This is a genomic window from Heyndrickxia sp. NPDC080065, assembly GCF_050281185.1.
In the GTDB taxonomy this organism is placed as follows: domain Bacteria; phylum Bacillota; class Bacilli; order Bacillales; family Bacillaceae_C; genus Heyndrickxia.
This window is the reverse complement of the sequence record NZ_JBNNWS010000001.1, coordinates 403,074-424,214: the sequence shown is the minus strand read 5'-3', so window position 1 is coordinate 424,214 and position 21,141 is coordinate 403,074. Positions and strand designations below refer to the sequence as shown.

The window sequence follows — 21,141 nt, the reverse complement described above, 5'->3', positions numbered from 1 at the left end:
CTCCATAATCTCAAGTAATGGTTATCTTTTTATCTTCGAACTACAAGGATGGTCAAATGAATAAGAAAACTTTATTATGTACAACCTCATATTGAGATGTACTAAATGAGGTGGCACTATGAGAGCTGTAACATACCAAGGCAAAAAGCAAATTGAGGTTCGACAGGTACCAGATCCAGAAATAAAAAATAAAGATGATATTATTGTTCGTATTACTACCACAGCAATTTGCGGGTCTGATCTTCATCTCTATCAAGGGAATTTCCCTCTTCCGAAAGGGTATATTATTGGACATGAACCAATGGGAATTGTAGAAGATGTAGGACCTGAAGTTACTAAAGTGAAAAAAGGTGATAGGGTTATTATTCCATTTAATGTTGCTTGTGGTTCATGTTACTACTGTAAACATGAAATGGAGAGTCAGTGCGATCATTCAAATCCACATTACGATTCAGGTGGATATTTTGGATACTCCGAAAAGTTTGGTAATTATCCAGGCGGTCAAGCAGAATTCCTTCGTGTTCCGTTTGGCAACTTTACCCCTTTTGTCGTCCCTAAATCGTGTGAATTGGAAGATGAGTCATTGTTATTTTTATCGGATGTACTTCCTACCGCTTATTGGAGTGTTGATAATGCTGGAGTTAAGCAGGGCGATACTGTCATCGTATTAGGTTGTGGTCCTATTGGTTTAATGACTCAAAAATTTGCTTGGATGAAAGGGGCAAAAAGAGTCATTGCGATTGACTACTTGAAGTATCGAATGAACCATGCAAAAAAGATTAATCAAGTCGAAACCTTTAGTTTCACAGAATATGAAGATATGGGGGAGCACTTAAAAGAAATAACCAAAGGTGGGGCAGATGTTGTTATCGATTGTGTTGGGATGGATGGGAAAAAGTCTCCTCTTGAACAAGTAGGACAAACATTTAAGCTTCAAGGAGGAACACTTGGAGCTATTCAAATTGCTACAAAGGCTGTTCGAAAGTTCGGAACTGTTCAATTGACAGGTGTTTATGGTGGTTTATATAACTTTTTCCCTCTTGGTCCGTTTTTTGCAAGAAATATTACATTGAAGATGGGACAAGCACCAGTTATTCACTATATGCCTGAACTGTTTAGAAAAATTGAGGAGAGAGAATTTGATCCAACTGCAATTATTACACATAGGTTAAAGATAACCGAAGCCAGTGACGGATACCGAATTTTTAATGATAAAGAAGATAATTGCATCAAAGTAATCTTAAAAACGTAGTCTTTTTAAATTTTTATTATAGAGATTTATGATAAAAAAGAGGTATATGATGAAACATAACGGTTTATCAAAAAAGTTAATAGGATACATGATTTTGTTAGGTGCCGTCCTTATTATTGTTTCAACAGTGCTGCACCCACTTACAATTAATCCGTGGGATGGATTAACTGCATTTCAAGAAATAAAGCAGAATCCTTTGATGTGGGAAATTGATCATAGCATTATGCTGTTTGCAGTATTATTGTGGTTAATTGGGCTTTTTGTTGCGGAAACTGAATTATTATCTTCTTTTTCTATTTCACGGAATTATGGTAGTCTTTTTATTATTTCTTTAACGATCTGGGTATTAATTTTATGTATGGAGTTAACTGCTCTACCCATCCTAACAGCTGGATCCGTATTTAAAAACTCTGTTTTTATAGTCTGGAAGGCACTTTTTGCTTTTGGTCTTTTAAGCGGTTACATAGCAGTTATTCTTACTTGGATAGGGGTATCATTATTTTGCATGCAGCTAAAAATTATTGGTTTCGAAAAAATTCCAGTATGGATAATATTTATTGGTTTTTTCGGTGGATGGATTGGGGTAATAGGGATCATCATTTCACTATGTCTTCCTACCTTTGGTGTAATAGTACTTCCTATAACATCCGGAATTCCATTATTTTGGACAATCTTATTAGGATGGAGAATTATTGATTCAAATAAAATAATTTAGAGAAAGCCATTATATATGCAAAGGCAGTTTTCGTATAGATTGTTGCTTTTCGCATAAAGGGTGAATCCTGAATAAATATAGTGTCGTGCTCTTTTCAACATCTTATATTTCATTTTGATAGCGGAAAATAACCGTAAAAATAGCAACAAAGTTTAAGAAAAGAGCCTATGCAAAAAAAGACTTGAAGGCTGATAGTGGTTCTTCATCATTTCTAATCCAAAGTAGATAACACTGTTTCTTTTAATTAATCTTGTTTTACTAATATTTTTTCATAAACTACTTTATCTTTAATAAAGTAGTTTTATTCATTTTTAAGACCAATTGCTTTCATTTTCCAAATATATTATTTATCCTTAGTATAAATCAGTTATAGTTGAACTGAGAAATGAATTAGTTCTACATATTTTGGTGGGGGAAATAAAGCGTTAATTAACCCAATGTTAGATGGAGGTAAAATTTAATATGAAATGTAGATATGCAGAAAAAAACGATGCAAAAGAAGCGGCATATTTAATTCATCTTGCCATTCATGATATTGCAGAATCTCTAACAGGTGAATCGGAACAAACAAAAATTAGAGAAGTATTAGCTCAATTGTTTAGTCAAGAGGACAATCGTCTCAGCTATCAAAATTGTCTAGTGATGGAAGTTGATAATAACTTAGCCGGAATAATTATTGCTTATGCCGGGGATGATGCGGAGGCTTTGGATAAACCGATTCTTGAACGATTATACAGGAAATCTGACGAGAGTAGTATTAGTCTGGATAAAGAAGCAGATCATGGAGATTATTATCTTGATACTGTAAGTGTTAAACCTGAGTACCAGGGGAAAAGGATAGGCACCTTACTAATTCAAGAAGCTGAAAAGCTTGCGAGTAGAAAAGGCTACAACCGCGTTTCTTTGAATGTTGCAGAAGATAACCCTCGTGCAAAACAACTATACATAAAGCTCGGTTACAACAAGGTAAAGGTGATTGAGATTAATGGTCACGAGTATGATTATATGGTAAAGCAGTCCACTCCTGTCAAAGAAAGCTAATGAATCCCATCCAGACTATTTTTTCTGTTGAACGGTCATCAAAGAGAGTGAAAGACTCCTATCCAATGCTTATTTCTCAATTCACGGTCATCAAAAAGAGTTTATGAAGATTAATCATTTTACTCTTCCCCATTAAGTGTTCCATTTCCAGTTGTAAATTCTTTTTATTATCTATTCGCTGTTTTCTTTCAATTCCTTTTAGTGAATATTACTTATTGTTCATCCAATTATAAAAGCCGTGAATGAAAAGGCAATCCAAATATTTACGCTTAACAATATCGAAAAGGCCGTTTCCATTCGTCTTGTTTATTCATCTACTATGAATAGAATTAAAGATTGGATGTGTAGAAAGATGGAAAAAAGAAATGATTTTCGTTTTTCGTTTCTTACATGGAATCTGTATCTTGGAGCCGAACTGACATCTCTTTTATCTATTAGACAGGAACAAATTCCTAAGATGGTTACCAAAGTATTCAGGCAATTTCTTGCAACCAATTTTCCTGTTCGAGTGAAAGTTTTAGCCAATGAGATTGCTCGGAAGAAACCTGATTTTATCGGTCTACAAGAAGCTGTAAGGTGGCAGCTCGTAATTCCAAATTTTCGAATAGTCACCTATGACTATGTACAATGGTTGCAGTTTGAGCTGAAAAAGAGAGGCTTAGATTACGAAGTTGCTGCACAAAATAAAAATTTGTCGGTCGAGCTCCCGGATAACTGTGGTAATTTAATCCAGGTGTTGGACAGGGATGTAATATTAATTAGAAAAGCTCGTGGTCTCAAGATTGCAGAAAGAATGGAAGCGAATTTCAAGAACAATCTAAACGTACAGATTGCAGGGCACAGAGTGGAGGTCATTCGAGGGTGGTCTTCTATTGATGTTGAGTCAAATGGGAAAATGTTTAGGATGATCAATACTCATTTAGATACGGTTACCGATATTCAAGTGGAACAAGGAAAAGAGATTCTGGAAGGTCCAGCTGACACCATGCTGCCCCTTATTATTACTGGTGATTTAAACTCCAATGCTGAGGGTAACGGAATTACTTACAGAAACTTTATTTCAGCAGGTTTTCATGATGTATGGAGAGAGGTAGGTAAGGGACATCGGTTTACCTGTTGTCAAGATCCTGACTTATTGAATGCTGTGTCAGGGCTGGATAGTAGAATAGACTTTATTTTATTTAAAAATGGGTGGCGGCCGATACAATCTAATGTAGTTGGAGAAAAGCAGCATGATCGAACAGCCAAGGGACTTTGGCCATCTGATCATGCTGGAGTATCAGGAAGATTGATTTTATAGGGGATTAAACAAAGTAGGTACTGAAAAAAAGACACCTATATGTATAACATATATTAGGCGTCCTTTTTTTAAAGATAAGGAAGTATAAAAATTACTAAGGATATTAGATATGAAAAGTGTCTGCTGTGTCTAGCGCAAGCAGCCGTCGACTAGCGGATTTCTCCGTCTTCTCCCTACGATAAGTCAACATCGACTCTTCCCTCGCCGTGTCTCCTTTATCTCAGTCAAAGACTACGAAATCCGTACGTCGATGAGCAAGCCGCTTCCGCTTTTCTAATCAGCAGCAACGGTTTACCTTTCCGCTCTCATATCTTTCCTTTAATGCAAACATATAATATTCTTTTTCCGACATGATTGGCTCATTCGGATGCTTTCTTTTACGATGGTCAACATAATTTTGGTAGTTTGGTAAACCAAAGATCGTTTTTATATTACAACTCATATTTTTTATAGATTTAGAGAGTCTGTTCATCAAACTCACCTTCCAACTGAAATATTAGGATATTTTGATTGAACGAAAGGTGATTCATGTAAGACTACTTTTTTCTTTTTAACTAAAATGTTATACCAAACTTTAAATGAAGCAATTACCATTAAGAGAACGATGGCGATAAAAATAATTGTTAATACAGCATCCAACCTGTCATTAAAAACAATTTGCTTCATGACGCTCATATCGGTAGCAGGGGCAAGCACTTTTCCGGCATCTATCCCATCTTGATAGATTTTTGCATGGGCAAAAAATCCAATCGAAGGCACCTTTGAAAATAGTTTCATAAATGCTGCTGTGAGTGTTGTTACCGTAAGGAATACGTATGGGATAATCGTTACCCATGCATAACGGGCTTTGCCCATTTTGATAATAATTGTTGTTGCAACGGCAAGGGCAATAGCAGCAAGCATTTGATTGGAAATACCGAAGAGTGCCCATAAGGAGTTGATTCCGCCAAATGGGTCGATTGCTCCTTGATAAGTGATATATGCCCAACCGATTGTAATGATTGCAGAAGCAATAATATTAGCTAACAGATTATTTGTTTTTGCAAATGGTTTATAGAAATTTCCAACTAAATCCTGCATCATAAATCTTCCAATACGTGTTCCAGCGTCAATCGTAGTTAAAATAAATAAGGCTTCAAATAGAATAGCGAAGTGATACCAAAATGCTTTTGCTCCTGCCAAAAAGCTTGTGAAAATCTCTGCCATCCCTACTGCTAAAGTTGGAGCACCACCTGTCCGTGACATAATCGTGGATTCGCCAATCTCTTTTGCAGCATTTGTAATATCGCTAGCTGTTACTTGGAAGCCCCAAGAAGAGATGACATTTGCAGCGGCACTAGCATCGGTACCAATTACTGCTGCAGGTGCATTCATCGCAAAATAAAGACCTGGATGAAGTGAACAAGCTGCAATGAGTGCCATTATGGCTACACCGGATTCCATAAGCATTCCGCCATATCCGATAAAGCGGGAGTGTGATTCTTTTTCAAGCATTTTCGGTGTCGTACCCGATGAAACGAGTGAATGGAAACCAGATACAGAGCCACAAGCAATGGTAATAAATAAGAATGGAAACAGATTTCCGGCAAATACTGGGCCTGATCCATCAAAGAATCGGCTGATTTTTGGCATATGTAAATCTGGAAGTACAATTAAAATCCCTGCTGCCAATAAGAAGATGACACCAATTTTTAAAAAGGAACTTAAATAATCACGTGGTGCCAGCAATAGCCATACAGGCAAAATAGATGCAACAAATCCATAAATACCAATCATAATGGCAAGCTGTCCACCAGTAAATGTGAACATTTTTGCTAATTCTGGATCTGCAGCAACATATTGACCGCCCCATAATGCAAGCATTAATAGGACAAATCCAATAATTGAACCTTCAAGTACTTTCCCAGGGCGAATGAAACGCATATAAACTCCCATAAGAAAAGCAATTGGGATCGTTGCTGCAATCGTGAATACACCCCAAGGAGAACCGGCGAGCGCTTTCACAACTACAAGTGCAAGAACAGCTAATAAGATAATCATAATAGCTAGAATACCAATTGATGCAATAATACCTCCAAATGGCCCCACTTCCTCTTTGGCCATTTGACCGAGAGATTTCCCATTCCTGCGCATGGACCCCATTAAAATAACAGCATCTTGAACCGCACCAGCTAATACTACTCCAATAATGATCCAAAGAGCACCTGGAAGATAACCCATTTGAGCGGCTAAAATCGGCCCGACAAGTGGGCCAGCACCGGCAATAGCTGCAAAATGATGGCCAAATAGTACCCATTTGTTTGTAGGTACATAATCCTTCCCATCATCATTTACTTCTGCAGGTGTTGCACGTTGATCATTCAATTTGAAGATTTTATAAGCAATAAATTTACTATAAAAACGATAGGCAACAGCATAGGTACAAACAGCTGCAACAATAAGCCAAGCGGCAGAAATGGTTTCCCCATTTGCCAATCCAAGCAGTGCAAATGCAATAGCACCTAAAATAGAAATAATAGTCCAAATTAAAATAGAAAGTATTTTCTTATTCACTTTTCAACCTCCCCTTTCATATCAATCTTTTTGCTAGCAGATATCTTATTTTTTAAAGAAAGTCACCTCGCTTCTAAGACTTTTTTAAATATTTGTAATTTAAAGAAAATAATACCTTAGACGATCTGTTTTATCAAGATAAATTGATTAAAAACACTAAATTTTCAGTTAATATTTTTGGCGAAATTTTGGTATTTTCTAGGGGAACGAACCATGGCGAATTGAAAATATTTTTACTTGGCAATGTTTTTAAACCAAATAAAAGTTGCAGATCTGATAATTAATAACAATGAAACAAAGGTTTATAAAGTTTTCTAACTCCCACTTTCATTAAATTACTATTCAATAAATATTACATTGACACACATAGTAATATGTTTTATGATGCAATTAACGAGGTGAATAATTTTATGAGCGAAAATATAAGAAGTGATTTTATTCGAGGTCATATCGATACCATTATCTTGCGTGTGTTAATGGATAAAGACAATTATGGCTATGAAATTATTAAAGCCATTGGGATAAATAGTAATGGTCAATATGAGTTAAAAGAACCTTCTCTTTACACCAGTTTAAAACGATTGGAAAACCAGAAGCTTATAGAATCTTATTGGGGTGATGAAAGTCAGGGGGGAAGACGTAAATATTATAAAATTACACAACATGGCAAAGAATTTTATGAAAAATCACTTGCAGAGTGGAAAATAGCGAAAAAATTAATCGATCAGCTCATTGAAAGGAGTGCGGGGGAAGATGAATGAGTTAAAAATGTATGTCGATACCTTATTTAGTAAATATCCCGAGACCCAGCAAATTAAAGAATTGAAGGAAGAAATCTTCGGGAATCTTGAATCGAAAAAAGCTGATCTGCTAGCGAAAGGGCTCGATGAAATATCTGCTCTTCATGAAGCAAAACAAAGTATTACCAGTATCGATTATCTCATTGATGGAAATAAAAATGTATTTATTAATAAATTTAAGCTTGAATTGGTTCAATGGGGGTTAATTTATCTTCTCGTTGCATGGATTATTACCATTCCTTTACAAATAGGTTTGAGCGGTACATCTATTAATACACTCCTATTAATTGCCACAATCATTGTCGGTATTGGCTATCTAGTACTCTACAACAAAAAAGGGAAAACCTATTTAAATACGAAAAAGTTTGTAAATATTACACCCCTTTCAAAGCAGAAAAAAATAGTATGGATCATTTGGATTTTGTTTATAGTAGCAGTCACATTATCTACAACAGCTATTCATTTTGGAAGCAATATATGGTTTTTAAGGCCAATTCATATTGATGGACCTTATCAGTTTGCGATTATAGCGATTCGTTTTATTCTTCCAATCATAACCATTGTCGTCCCTTTAATGTGGAATACTGCTTTAAAAGTGATTGAAAAGTATGAGGTGGGTGACATGGATGAAAACTAGAAATAGAATAATTATTGGCCTAGTCGTTATAGGAATTATTTTATATGGAGTGGTTAACTATTGGATTGTCCCTCAACAGAATGTACGAGCGGATAAATATTTGGAAGAGCAAAAAGAACCGACAACTCATGACATAAAGAGTATATTAAAATTTAAGAATAAATATATGGGGAATGCTGGGAATCTCATAAACTTATTTAATCACCTTCCACTCAGTAATGTTGGAACAACATTTCAACTTTATAGTGATGACCTAGCACTGGAAGTGAACTATAAGGAGACGGTTTGGAATATCGGTGAAGTGAAGGTAAATCAATCATTGATTTATAATTCAACTGCTGCTTTTGCACTAATCGATAACTTGCAAGCGATTATATATAATTTTCCAGGGACATCCTATAAAGTTAAACGAACAGATGTTGAGAAATTGTATAGTAACTTTGGAGAAATACTAAAGGAAGATCATTGGAATAAAGAAGTACAAAATAAATTGAATGATAGCGAATTTGTTACATCTGCAGAAAAAGTACTAGTGAAACAATAGGAATAATAATAACATGGAGATTTTATTTAGGCTTTGTTCAACCATATTGTAGTACTTGTTGCCAACTGACATGGCCGCTAGAAATTTCGAAAAATTTACATACTATACGGTTGATACCCTTGGACTAGGTGTAAAAGTGAATGGAGATTTTACTAGAGTTGACGCTATATTAAGGTAGCGTATGTTAAGGGGGAAGAATGTTGGAAATCATCTATGAAGGTACATTGAATAATAAAAAGGAGCAATATCAAGTTTCTCCATTATCGATGTCTCATATAAAGCAAATATTAACCTTGCAGGAGCTGGTTGTTGATGCATTGGAAAACAAAGAGATTCTACAGCCGCTAAACACCCAGGAGTTTGAAAATATATTAGGTGGAAATGGATTCATGATTGGGGCGTTTGTTAAGAAACAGCTCATTGCCTTTCGTGCTCTTCTTGTACCCGAAATCGATCAGGACCATTTAGGATTGGATATTGGTTTAGGAGAAAACGATTTGTCAAAAGTTATTTACCAAGAAATATCGAATGTGCATCCTGAATACCGTGGCAATCGATTGCAGCAAACATTAGCTACACTTATTATGCAGGAACTCAAAAAACACACGAACAATTATGCTTATATTTGTTGTACCGTAGCTCCATCTAATATTCCTAGTTTAAAAGATAAATTTGCTCAAGACATGGAAATGGCAGCGTTAAAAGAAAAATATGGCGGCCGCCTGCGTTATATCTTTGTTAAGGGACTAGAAGAAAAAAGCGATAGGAAATGGGAAGAAACAGCTACACTTCGAATGGATGATATTTCTGGTCAGCAAGCTCTTCTAAAGAAAGGCTGGCGGGGGATCCAAATGCAAGTGAAGGATAGCGAGTATTGGGTTGAGTTTGGCAAAAGATAGGTATTGATAGTGAATTTTTTCGTTGTCATGAATAGAGTGTTTTTATTTTTTATATAAATAGGCTTTAATTGTACAATAAATTAGAATCGTGAAAACCATAATACCGATTGTGTGGGAGGTCAAAAAGCGAAATGATTACATTTTCTTTTTGACCACTTTTTAATAGTAGAAGCCGTTTGAAAATAAGCAAAGGTGTCATTGTTTAATCGTTTAGTTTGAGCAGAGTAAATTAAAAATAGATGAATATGCTTTCACGGATTGCATCTTTTGTTAATAAAGTTACATTCGAAAATACATCTAAAGTTATTCTACATTTTTGTCTCGATATTTATCGTTGTATTTATCTATCCATTCCATATCTATTGGGCCATTCAAAACCTGATAATAATCTCCTACTAAAATGTGAATAAAATTTTCTTTTGCATAAACGATGGCTGGGTTTGAATGAACATGTGTAATAGTAAATTCAAACATTTTATGTGTATCTAATTTCGCAAACTCGTTCTCTTTCACCCTTTTTACACGAAACTGACTAAGATATTCTATCAATTCATCTGTTGCCTCTCTGTCTTTCGTCCACCATTCAGATAGATGATCAGATGTTATGTTATTTGTAAATCTAATTGATAAAAAATCTTGCGGATTGTATCTTATTAATTCAGTTAAGTTCCTTTCCCGATAGTCATTCCAATAGTTAAATGAAAAAATGACAATGATTGGAATTAGAGCCACTATATTGAATTTTATTAGCGAAGAATGTCCCATTTTCTTGTATTGTTGCCTCATCTCCCATACTGCAATAATGACCACAATCCAAAAGTAGAAGCTGTCGAAAGAGATTCCGACTGATGATTTTCCTCCAAGTATATTCAACAAACCAATTAATAATATGAAATAAGATAACAGAAAAAGAGATCGCTTAAAGGATTCTTTCGCGTTGGAGCTTTTATTTTGATTAAATATCATACTGATTAAAAACACTGCAATGATGATCCATTTAATAGCTCCAAATGGAATAATGCTAATTAATGTTTTTTGTGGGAAATAATCAAAGACTAACAAAATAGTTAAACAAAGAAGAAAAACAGATTCTATTATGAAATTGGTTATTTGATTTTTCAGAATCATACACCTCCATTTGCGTTAAAAAAACAAGTGATAAGAAGTACTGTGAATTTTTAACTTTTTAATATAAAATTCCCTCAATCGATCATTCCGTATTGAGTTAACCTTAATTTTCGTTTAATTATGAATTTACTACCATTATAACTACAATTTTTCTTTCAATCTATTACTTTTCTGGATGTTAATGCAAAATACGTATCCAAATTAATTAATTGAATGTAAAAATTGGATTTTCAATAGCTTAGTGGATAATTTTGGGTGTATAATGGATAGTTGGATCGAAAATAGTAGTTATTTTTACCTATGAATAATAAGAGCTCATAGGAAAAGAATGTGAGGTTTATAGTGTGAAAAAAAGTATTCGTTTTAAAATGATGTTGATATTTTCAACAGTTGTGTTGTTATCTTGCTTGGGTATTTCCTATCTAAGTTATATTTCCTCTGTTAAATTAGCTAAAGATTCTTTAAGTGATGTAGCAGGAAATATCTCAAAACAAGCAGCTGGAATAATTGATATAAAAAGGTATCAACAAGAAATATCAATTGATACCGGAGAAACTGATTACTATAAAGAGCTTCGGTCGGAACTCAATGATATCAGAGAACGAACAGGTTTGAACTATTTGTTTACAATGTCACGTAAAAAAACTGACAATGGGTATGATTACTTTTATATGGTAGACGGAAAGCCTTTAGGGGATAAAGATGCGTCACAACTGGGAGATAAAGAAGATGTAAGTACTTTTCCTAGTATTGTGAAAGCTTTTGAAACTGGGAAGATGCAAATTTTGATGTCAAACACGAAAGAATATGGAGGTCTTATTACAACATATGTTCCACTGAAGTCCGAATCTGGTGAAGTGATTGGTATTGTTGGTGCAGATTTAAATGCAGATCAATTATATAGTGCAATGGGATCTTTTAAGAAAAAAATAATTATTTTAACTCTAATTATTTTGTTAATCAGTCTAATCGTTGTTTATGGCTTTACTCATTTCTTAATCAAACCGTTAAAGGATTTGACAAATAAGATTTCAAAAGTAGGTGATGGTGACCTGTCCATTACTCTTGAGACACAGAGAATGGATGAAATAGGAACTTTAACAACCGCATTCCAACAGATGATGGATGATTTAAAGCAAATTATTCAGGGGATACATCATAATTCTACTAAATTAGTGTCTACATCTAACCAACTTTTGCATGGCACAAACGAAGTGAAAGAAGGCAATCAACAGATTGCCATCACTATGAATGAATTATCAGATGGGGCAGATGGTCAGGCGAATTCTGCTAATCAAGTTTCTCAGACAATGCAAACTTTTTCTTACCAAATTCAAGAAGCAAGTGATAAAGGCGATGAGCTTAGTCATTCTTCAAGTAAGGTTATTGAATTAACTAAAAATGGTTATTATTTGATGAGTGAATCTGAGAAACAAATGGAAGTAATTTATCAAGGGGTCATGCAATCAATTGAAAAGGTTAAGGGCCTAGACTTACAAGCAAAAGAGATTTCTAAGCTAGTTCAAGTTATTCAAAATATTGCTGACCAAACCAATTTACTGGCATTAAACGCTGCAATAGAAGCGGCGCGAGCAGGGGAACATGGTAAAGGATTCGCAGTTGTAGCGGCAGAAGTTCGGAAATTAGCAGAGCAGGTATCAGGATCGATAGGAAATATAGTGAAAATAGTTGAAGGTGTTCAAAATGAATCAAATGATACGGTTATCGCTTTAGAACATGGCTTTACACAAGTAGCTGAGGGAACAAAGAAGATAAAAACTACAGGAGAAACATTTACTGAAATTAATCATTCAGTATTGAGCATGCAAACACAAATACAAAAAATTTCAGGGAATTTAAATGCGATTTCCAAGCAAAGTGAAGAAATTAATCATTCATTAGAGAATGTTGCCGCAATTGCAGAGGAATCATCGGCAGGCATTGAACAAACTTCAGCCTCTACTCAACAATCGACTAGTGTAATGGATGAAATAGTAGCCAATTCAGAATCTGTTGCAAAATTAGCGGAAGAGTTGAATCACTCTGTGTCCCATTTTAAATTAAGTAAATAAATAGATATGACAAACAATACCGTAGTATGGAAAATTCCTTACTACGGTATCGCTTATAATTAAGAAAGTCATAACTTCTCCTCTCTCTCTTTCTATGGAATTCCTCTTAATACCAAAGTGTCCACCTGGAGTGGAAAAAACATAGATTTGTCTACGAACGGTGCCTGACACCTCACTAAATTTTGGGGGATTTCCCCTATATATCCCGTGAAAGCGTTTTAATAAAATTTATATACAGCTTCACCAAAGGTTAATCACCACCACTATATAAGGAGGAAACAGAATGGCAAATATGCTTAATACAAAAATAGCAATTGTAGGAGCTGGTTCAGCGGGGATATCGATTGCAGCACGTTTATTAAGAAGTGCTCCGTACCTAAAGGACAAAATAATCATCATTGATCCATCTGAAAAGCATTACTACCAACCATTGTGGACATTAGTCGGTGGAGGCGCAGCGAATATTGAGGACTCTGTTCGTGACCAAGAAACCTTAATTCCCGAAGGGGCAAAATGGGTGAAGGAAGCAGTAGAAGAGTTTCTTCCAGATGAAAATATCATCCTAACAAGTAAGGGAACTCAAATTTACTATGAATATCTCGTCGTAACAGCAGGTCTTCAAATTTATTGGGATAAAGTAAAAGGGTTAAAAGAAGCGATCGGGAAAAATGGAGTATGCAGTAACTACTCTGTAGACTATGTTCAAAGTACATGGGAAGTTATTCAAAATTTCAAAAGCGGCACAGCTATTTTTACACAGCCTAGTACACAAGTAAAATGTGGCGGTGCACCGCAAAAAATTATGTATTTAGCAGATGATTACTTCAGAATTTCAGGTGTTCGTCATAAATCATCTATTTTATTTGCTTGTGGTTTGCCTACGATCTTCGGTGTAAAACGCTATGCAGATACACTAGAAAAAGTCGTTGAACGAAAAAACATTGAAACACAGTACCGAATTGACTTGATAGAAATAGATGCTGAAAAGAAAAAAGCGATGTTTAAAAATATCGATACAAATGAAATCATGACAAAGGATTACGATATGATCCATGTCACACCGCCAATGGGAGCACCTCAATTTATTTCCCAAAGTCCGCTTGCAGATGCAGAGGGATTTGTTGATGTAGACAAGTTTACCATAAGACATAATCAATACCGCAATATTTTTGCAGCAGGAGACAGTTCTAATCTTCCAACATCAAAAACTGGAGCAGCAATTCGTAAACAAGCTCCTGTTGTAGCGGAAAATTTACTTGCCATTATGAATAATAGAGAAATGAAAGCAAAATATGATGGATATACATCATGTCCATTAGTAACTGGCTATAACAAACTCGTATTAGCTGAATTTGATTATGATAAAAATCCAAGGGAATCTTTCCCATTAGATCAATCAAAAGAAAGAATGAGCATGTATCTAGTGAAAAAGAATCTTTTACCGATTATGTACTTTAACGGAATGCTTAAAGGTGTTATGTAAGAAATTTAAGGGAGAGGGGGAGCATAATGAACAATATGAAAACAGATACGGATTTTGATGTCGTTTTACAAGAGTTAGAGAAGAGTGAACAAATAGAGTCGCTTTCTTATCTTGTAAAGAAACTCCCTGAGTTTACTGCAGCCATTCAATCGATTGAAGATAAATTATCATTTGTTACAAATACATTAAACGATAAACAAGCTTTAAATAGTTTAGTAAATGAAGCGGAAGAAAAAGTAGAAAGACTGCATTTAAATAAGGATCACTTGGAAGCAATGGTGACACTCGTTCAATTTTTACCTAAGCTTGTCCCACTAACCAATAAGATGGAAGAATTTACAATTTTCATAACAAATATACTTGGAGATTCTAAATCAGTAGATTATTTAATTCGTGGAATAGACGATGTGATGCCGATACAAAAGGGTATCGAAATTATGAAGGAAACGAATAAACGTTATCAAGAAAATAAAGATACAAGTAATATATCAATCTTACGTTTGTATCGATTACTAAAAGATCCTACTATCCAAAAGGGATTTAAGTATTTTGAATCATTACTAGAAGTTATTAATATGAAAGTTAAATAGGAGGAATGAATATGTTCTTTCGTTCTTTTTTTGATGAAAATCTAGCTCACATGTCGTATTTAGTTGGGTGTCAGCGAACAGGAGAAGCGATTATTATCGATCCTGCTCGTAATCTAGAGATTTATAAAGAAACAGCTCGAAAAGAAGGGCTAAATATTATCGCTGCAACAGAGACCCATATACATGCTGACTTTGTATCGGGTTCAAGGGAAGCGGCAAAACAGCTCGGTGCTACATTATATTTATCAGATGAAGGCGACGAAAACTGGAAATATCAATATATTCATGATATCAATCATGTTTTGCTGAAAGAAGGCAGCATATTTACGATTGGGTATATTGAATTTAGGGTGATGCATACACCTGGACACACGCCGGAAAGCATTTCTTTCGTGCTGACAGATAAAGGCGGAGGCTCAACTGAACCGATGGGAATCTTTTCAGGGGATTTCGTTTTTGTCGGTGATATCGGTCGTCCAGATTTACTTGAAAAAGCAGCGGGAGAGGGAGGTACAGCTGAATTAGGAGCAAGACAAATGTTCAACTCTTTGAAAAAGTTCAAAGAGTTGCCGGATTATTTGCAAGATGGATTTACAGCATCGAAAACGATTCTATCTGAGGTGAAAAATACAAAAGTTATAGTTTTAACAATGCATGATGAAGAAATCTATGTAAGACGAGCTATTCAATGTCATATCCAAGGCTATTTATTGAAGAACAGTGATGCGAATGAATTGTACGATGCAATTCAAACCGTCCTTACAGGTAAACGATATTACAAAACAAGAATTCCGGATGAACAGCTAGAGAGATTAGTGAATGCAGAAGAACCGCAGTCTGTCTTAACACGGCGGGAGGAAGAGGTTGTTCGCTTAACCTCTTTAGGATATACAAATGTTCAAATCGGAAAGCAACTAGGAATTAGTCCTAAAACGGTCGAAAATCACAAATCAAATATCATGCAAAAGCTCGGTTTGAAGGATAAGCATGAGCTGATAAAATATGCATTTAAAAACAACTTTGTCGACTTATTTTAGTCAGAAAGGAATATTTAGATGGATTTTTCAATCAACTATATGATTCCTTGCTAAGATCATTCTATTAGTTACAATGATAAGTAGTTGTAACACAAAAAGTGAATCTCTTGTCATATCTATTTTTTAGATAAAGGATTGTTTATAAATGGATTGGATGCCGGATAGAAAGTTAAAAAAAGCAATTTATAAACAAATTGCTGAATATATAGAAAATGGAATTGCAAATGGTACGTTTCCGCTGGATAAACCCCTTCCTTCTGAAAGAAGTTTAGCAAGTAAATATGGAGTGAATCGCAGTACTATAGTGGCGACTTATTCAGAGCTAGAAGCAAATGGATTGGTCGACCGGAAGAAGGGAAGCGGTACGATAATAAGCAGGGATATTTGGGGCCTTACTAAAAAGCGTATCCCTAGTTGGAACAGGTATATTGAGGCGGGAACTTTTTTGCCAAACATCCCAGTCATACAGCGTCTGCGGAAAGAAATGGAAGAAGATCATTTAATTAATCTTGCCAGTGGCGAATTGTCGGAGGATTTATTTCCTAATGAATTTATACGGAAGACCATTTCTACTAAAGAATTTACTGGATATTTAGGTTATGATCATCCACAAGGAAATATTGATCTTCGTAAAACAATTGTCAACCATGTTAGAGACTATCGAAATATAGAAACAAATCCTGACTCTGTTCTTATTACTTCTGGAGCTCAGCAGGCTTTACAGCTTGTCGTTCAATGCTTATTGAAGCCTGGAGATGCAGTAGCCATTGAAAATCCCTCTTATAGTTTTAGTTTGCCTATTTTTAAAACGGCAGGTTTAAAAGTTTTTTATTTATCTGTTGGAAAAAAAGGCATTAATCCAGATGATTTGATTGACTTACATAGAAAACATCGAATCAAGATGCTTTTTTTAAATCCTATTTTTCAAAATCCAACTGGAACCTTACTTCCTTACCAGCAAAGAAAAAGAATACTGGATCTTTCATCTAAATTCGGAATTCCGGTTATTGAGGATGATCCTTACAGTTTAACTTCTTTTATTGAGGATGATGTTTCAACATTAAAATCTATGGATACAAACGGAAATGTTTTATATATCAGTTCGCTATCAAAAATTGCTGCACCTGGATTGAGAATAGGCTGGATTATTGGACCCACTTCAGTAATTGAAAGGTTAGCTGATGCCAAACAACAATTTGATTTTGGCCATTCAACAGTTTCACAGTGGATAGGAAATGAGTTTTTAAGCTCAAATTATTTCGACGAGCACCTGCCATTATTGAAGCTGCAGTTGAAAAAGAGACGAGACTTGATATTGAATGAGATTCATAAATATTTTGGTGATCATGTTGAATGCTTTACTCCCTTAGGAGGGATTCATTTGTGGTGCAAGTTTAAGAATGAATTTAATGAACTTCAGCTTTTAGAACAATCAATAAAAGCAGGGGTGATATTTGCACCAGGAACTACTCTTGGTACAGAAAAAGGTTTTATCCGCCTTACTTTTGCAAGAGTGAACGAAGAGAAAATACTTGAGGGAATTAAACGTTTAGCGAATGCAGTAGAAATGCTTCATTGAAGTAGAAAGAAACATTTAATAGATTTTTAAGTTAAGCCTTTGCAATTTCCAAGTCAATTACTCATATCATAATTGACTTGGAAATCGGGAAGCTCCATGTAATATTATCTCTAAATAACAGCTGATTGATCCTTTTTGGCAGGGGGCGGATCAATTACTTTTGTTGAGTCTGAAGGAAACATTTTAAGCATTTCATACATTAGAATCACTCCGGGAAAAACGATCACAATGATCAGTACACCAATTACTTCTATTAAATATTGCGTCATTTCATCATCCCCATATATCATTCTATTAATTAGCGAAGATGAATAAATTACTCCTGCCTAAATGTAAAATTGTTCATCTTTATAACAAATAATAAATGACTATATAGTGAAATGGACCATCCAATTGCTAAGGAAAATTACCATCCACTTTTTTGCCTGGTAAAGGACTTTAGTGTCTATTTTTGAAAGGGGAAAATCTAAAAAACACCGCCATTTTTATAGGCGGTGTAAATTTTATATATCTAGGCTAAGTAATTTTTCTTGTTCACTTACAGATTCTTTCTTAGTAGCTGTAATCTCTTTATAATTAGAGGTATTTGTCACAATGATTGGTGTAACAATTTGGTAACCTGCTTCTTTAATTTGATCAATATCAAATTCAACAAGAAGGTCGCCAGCTTTTACTTGATCCCCCTGTTTGATGTGAAAAGTGAAATATTTACCATCTAATTGAACCGTATCAATACCAACATGTATTAAAATTTCTGCTCCACTTTCTGAAACAAGGCCAATCGCGTGTTTTGTTTTGAAAGCCACTGTTACAGTTCCATTTATAGGTGATACTACTCTCCCGGAAGTTGGTTCAATAGCAATACCTTTCCCCATTGCTTCCGATGCAAATGCTGGATCTGGAACTTTAGAAAGTGCAATTACAGTTCCTTCTAGTGGACTTAATATTTCTTCGTCAGATTTTTCATTAGCATCTTTTGAAACTTTTGTAGGTTCATCTATCTCAACAGGATCTTCAAATCCTAAAATATAAGTTAATACAGCTGAGACTACAAATGCTACTACGATACCAATTATGAGCCCAGTAAATCCTTGACCACCAGGTCCGTAGAAAATTGGCAGTGTTAGAAGTCCAGGTGCACCAGAAGCAAATGCTTGTGTACCTGCTTGACCAATAATTGCACCACCAATTGCACCGCCGATAATACCCGCAATAAATGGACGTTTTAGTCGTAATGTTACGCCATATACGGCTGGTTCAGTAATACCAAATAGAGCAGTAATGGTAGCAGAACCTGCTAATGCTTTTAGCTTTTTGTTTTTGGTTTTAAGAAAAACTCCAAAAGTTGCACCTGTTTGTGCAAATACTGATGCTGTTGCTGCTGGCTTGATCCCATCTCTGCCGTTTACAGCAATGTTATTGATAAAAACTGGAATCAATCCCCAGTGAACACCAAAGATAACAAGTAATTGCCAACTAGCACCTAGAATAGCACCCGCTATCATAGGATTAAAAGCAAATGCTGAGAGAATGGCAGTTGCAATCCAGTTGCCCACATTGACTCCAATCGGTCCAAATACAATTAAGGTCAGAGGAACCATGACAACAAGAGAAATCAATGGTGTTAAGAAATTTTTAACACTTTCGTGGATGAAACGATTACATATCTTTTCAAGTTTGCTCATTACAATAACAGATAAAATAATCGGAATAACAGTTGACGAATAACTCATCATTGTTACAGGAATTCCCAAAAATGTTGTTGCCACACCCTCAGTCTTGAGAGCAATGATAGAAGGATAAAGTAGTGCACCTGCAATTGTTAATGCAGTAAATACATTTCCTTCAAATTTCCTAGCAGTTGTTACCGCTAATAACAATGGCAAGAAATAAAACAAACTATCAGCAGTCGCTGCTAAAATAGTATAAGTGGTTTCTGATGTATCCAGCCAACCTAAATTAGTTGCTATGAGTAACAAGCCTTTTAATATCCCTGCTCCAGCCATTGCACCGAGTAATGGAGCAAATATACTTGAGATTACATCTACGGCACGTCCAAAGATATTTCCTTTTCTTCCTTCATTTGAAGCATCTGCTTTTTTTGAATCGTTTAATAGATTTGATATTTTTCCAAATGCATTGTACACTTCGGGAACGGTATTTCCGATAACTACCTGGAATTGTCCTCCACTTTCTTTAACTGTGATGACACCTTCAGTATTTTCTAATTTTCCTTTGTTTGCTTTTGAATCGTCTTTTAATACAAAACGTAATCGTGTTGCACAATGGACGAGCGATATAACGTTCTTCTCTCCACCGACTAGCTCTAATATTTCTTTGGCTAATTTTTCATAGCTCATTCCAATACCTCCGAGTTTTGTATTTAGCAAACAAAAAAACCTAAGCCATAGAAAATAGTAGACAGTTCTGTTCAACTATTTTTCAAGACTTAGGTTTTGCCTGCATAATCAGTAACAATCCTAGATTGAAAGTTATTATATTTATATAACGTTAGTGTATATTGAGATGATTATTTTGTCAACGCTATCATTCGGAATTTTTTAAGTAATGTATATTGTCTACTTTTTTGTAAAAATAAAAGATATTCACTTATCTATTTACGACCCGTTCAATATGAATCGTTAAATAAAGCATTTCTTCATTTGTTAAAACGTGGTTATACGTATGTTTAATATAATCCTTAATCTTTTCAGTACACTTTGCTGCCTCTTTATGTTTTTGTTTTATCATAATATATAAATAATCATCATCATTATCATAATGTGTTCCTATAAAAATGCGTTGGGCGAAAAACTTTAAATGGGTAATAAAGCGAAAATAGTTTAATGAGTCCTCTTCAAATTCTACATTGAAATGATACTTTACAATATTAATGATCTGTTGAATGAACTTCGTAATATTCAATGTGGTTGCAACATTTTCATTCATTTCCGCATTAATGATATGAATGGCGATAAACCCTGCTTCATCTTCAGGAAGGTCAATATGAAACTTTTGATTTATTTGCTCTAATGCTTTTAAGCCGATTAAAAATTCTTCTCTATATAGCTGCTTTATTTCCCATAATAATGCATTTTTAATTTCTGCTCCTTTTTGGAAACGTTCCATGGCGAAATTGAGATGGTCTGTTAAAGAAACATAAATGTTTTCGTTTAACTTTTTACCCAAATTCGTTTTGGTGTAATTGATAATATCTTCAACGACAGCCATAAGTTCAATAGGAACTTCACGAAGCAGCATTTTAAAATTATCGGATGTTTGTTTATTTTTTAAGGCAAAGACTTTTTCGATCTTCTCCTGATCTACTTCTTCACCTATTTTTTTCTGAAAAGCAATTCCCCTTCCCATAATAACCAATTCCGAACCATCTGCTTGTAAAACACTAATGACATTATTATTAATGACTTTTGCAATTTTCAAGTTACTTTGCATCCTTTCTGTCGGTTTCTATGAATTCGATCAATAGTTTGATATCGAAATTTGGTTAGAT

19 protein-coding genes and 1 pseudogene are annotated in these 21,141 nt (G+C 34.9%); 14 read left to right on the top strand and 6 right to left on the bottom strand.

Annotated elements, in window-relative coordinates; all coding sequences use genetic code 11:
- Positions 1-118 precede the first annotated feature (118 nt).
- From ACQKP0_RS01925 to ACQKP0_RS01910, 4 genes are all read left to right on the top strand, one after another.
- On the top strand, positions 119-1,252 hold the full coding sequence (locus ACQKP0_RS01925; RefSeq protein ID WP_427404116.1) for a zinc-dependent alcohol dehydrogenase: 1,134 nt from the start codon (positions 119-121) through the stop codon (positions 1,250-1,252).
- A 49-nt stretch (positions 1,253-1,301) separates the two neighbouring features.
- A complete protein-coding gene (locus ACQKP0_RS01920; protein ID WP_427404115.1) occupies positions 1,302-1,967 on the top strand; it encodes a hypothetical protein in 666 nt (221 codons plus the stop codon).
- A gap of 462 nt (positions 1,968-2,429) precedes the next feature.
- Positions 2,430-3,008, top strand: a complete 579-nt coding sequence (locus tag ACQKP0_RS01915; protein ID WP_427404114.1) for a GNAT family N-acetyltransferase — start codon at positions 2,430-2,432, stop codon at positions 3,006-3,008.
- A 352-nt stretch (positions 3,009-3,360) separates the two neighbouring features.
- Positions 3,361-4,308 (top strand): endonuclease/exonuclease/phosphatase family protein, encoded by a 948-nt coding sequence (locus tag ACQKP0_RS01910; protein ID WP_427404113.1) that lies wholly within the window; start codon positions 3,361-3,363, stop codon positions 4,306-4,308.
- A 277-nt stretch (positions 4,309-4,585) separates the two neighbouring features.
- On the opposite strand, the gene ACQKP0_RS01905 is transcribed toward ACQKP0_RS01910, so the two are convergent.
- Complete coding sequence (locus ACQKP0_RS01905; protein WP_427404112.1) at positions 4,586-4,780, bottom strand: YbdD/YjiX family protein; 195 nt, start codon at positions 4,778-4,780, stop codon at positions 4,586-4,588.
- A 5-nt stretch (positions 4,781-4,785) separates the two neighbouring features.
- Positions 4,786-6,861 (bottom strand): carbon starvation CstA family protein, encoded by a 2,076-nt coding sequence (locus ACQKP0_RS01900; protein WP_427404111.1) that lies wholly within the window; start codon positions 6,859-6,861, stop codon positions 4,786-4,788.
- Between the two features lie 410 nt (positions 6,862-7,271).
- On the opposite strand from ACQKP0_RS01900, the gene ACQKP0_RS01895 reads away from it, so the two are divergent.
- The 4 genes from ACQKP0_RS01895 to ACQKP0_RS01880 all read left to right on the top strand — a co-directional run bounded on the left by ACQKP0_RS01895 (position 7,272) and on the right by ACQKP0_RS01880 (position 9,741).
- Positions 7,272-7,622 (top strand): PadR family transcriptional regulator, encoded by a 351-nt coding sequence (locus ACQKP0_RS01895; protein ID WP_427404110.1) that lies wholly within the window; start codon positions 7,272-7,274, stop codon positions 7,620-7,622.
- Positions 7,615-8,298 (top strand): permease prefix domain 1-containing protein, encoded by a 684-nt coding sequence (locus ACQKP0_RS01890; RefSeq protein WP_427404109.1) that lies wholly within the window; start codon positions 7,615-7,617, stop codon positions 8,296-8,298. The genes ACQKP0_RS01895 and ACQKP0_RS01890 overlap by 8 nt, the downstream gene beginning before the upstream one ends.
- Positions 8,288-8,842, top strand: a complete 555-nt coding sequence (locus ACQKP0_RS01885) for a DUF4825 domain-containing protein (RefSeq protein WP_427404108.1) — start codon at positions 8,288-8,290, stop codon at positions 8,840-8,842. The genes ACQKP0_RS01890 and ACQKP0_RS01885 overlap by 11 nt, the downstream gene beginning before the upstream one ends.
- Positions 8,843-9,042: 200 nt before the next feature.
- Positions 9,043-9,741, top strand: a complete 699-nt coding sequence (locus tag ACQKP0_RS01880; RefSeq protein WP_427404107.1) for a GNAT family N-acetyltransferase — start codon at positions 9,043-9,045, stop codon at positions 9,739-9,741.
- Positions 9,742-10,044: 303 nt separating this feature from the next.
- Here the strand turns inward: ACQKP0_RS01880 and ACQKP0_RS01875 are convergent, their stop codons facing one another.
- Positions 10,045-10,869: a hypothetical protein gene (locus ACQKP0_RS01875; protein WP_427404106.1), complete on the bottom strand. Its 825-nt coding sequence runs from the start codon at positions 10,867-10,869 to the stop codon at positions 10,045-10,047.
- A 344-nt stretch (positions 10,870-11,213) separates the two neighbouring features.
- Between ACQKP0_RS01875 and ACQKP0_RS01870 the strand changes: the two genes are divergently transcribed.
- The 6 genes and pseudogenes from ACQKP0_RS01870 (at position 11,214) to ACQKP0_RS01845 (ending at position 17,630) form a co-directional block, all read left to right on the top strand.
- On the top strand, positions 11,214-12,941 hold the full coding sequence (locus ACQKP0_RS01870) for a methyl-accepting chemotaxis protein (RefSeq protein ID WP_427404105.1): 1,728 nt from the start codon (positions 11,214-11,216) through the stop codon (positions 12,939-12,941).
- A 283-nt stretch (positions 12,942-13,224) separates the two neighbouring features.
- Complete coding sequence (locus tag ACQKP0_RS01865; protein WP_427404104.1) at positions 13,225-14,424, top strand: FAD/NAD(P)-binding oxidoreductase; 1,200 nt, start codon at positions 13,225-13,227, stop codon at positions 14,422-14,424.
- 26 nt (positions 14,425-14,450) lie between these two features.
- Complete coding sequence (locus ACQKP0_RS01860; protein ID WP_427404103.1) at positions 14,451-15,014, top strand: hypothetical protein; 564 nt, start codon at positions 14,451-14,453, stop codon at positions 15,012-15,014.
- Positions 15,015-15,025: 11 nt separating this feature from the next.
- Positions 15,026-15,754, top strand: a pseudogene (locus ACQKP0_RS01855) (MBL fold metallo-hydrolase); the annotation flags it as partial.
- 75 nt (positions 15,755-15,829) lie between these two features.
- On the top strand, positions 15,830-16,051 hold the full coding sequence (locus ACQKP0_RS01850; protein ID WP_427404168.1) for a response regulator transcription factor: 222 nt from the start codon (positions 15,830-15,832) through the stop codon (positions 16,049-16,051).
- A gap of 145 nt (positions 16,052-16,196) precedes the next feature.
- Positions 16,197-17,630, top strand: a complete 1,434-nt coding sequence (locus ACQKP0_RS01845; RefSeq protein ID WP_427404102.1) for a PLP-dependent aminotransferase family protein — start codon at positions 16,197-16,199, stop codon at positions 17,628-17,630.
- Between the two features lie 110 nt (positions 17,631-17,740).
- Here the strand turns inward: ACQKP0_RS01845 and ACQKP0_RS01840 are convergent, their stop codons facing one another.
- From ACQKP0_RS01840 to licT, 3 genes are all read right to left on the bottom strand, one after another.
- Positions 17,741-17,899 carry a hypothetical protein gene (locus tag ACQKP0_RS01840; RefSeq protein ID WP_427404101.1) on the bottom strand — a complete coding sequence of 53 codons (159 nt, stop codon included), beginning with the start codon at positions 17,897-17,899 and terminating at the stop codon, positions 17,741-17,743.
- 234 nt (positions 17,900-18,133) lie between these two features.
- Positions 18,134-19,990, bottom strand: a complete 1,857-nt coding sequence (locus ACQKP0_RS01835; RefSeq protein WP_427404100.1) for a PTS beta-glucoside transporter subunit IIBCA — start codon at positions 19,988-19,990, stop codon at positions 18,134-18,136.
- Between the two features lie 250 nt (positions 19,991-20,240).
- Complete coding sequence (gene licT, locus ACQKP0_RS01830; RefSeq protein ID WP_427404099.1) at positions 20,241-21,071, bottom strand: BglG family transcription antiterminator LicT; 831 nt, start codon at positions 21,069-21,071, stop codon at positions 20,241-20,243.
- Between the last annotated feature and the right edge of the window lie 70 nt (positions 21,072-21,141).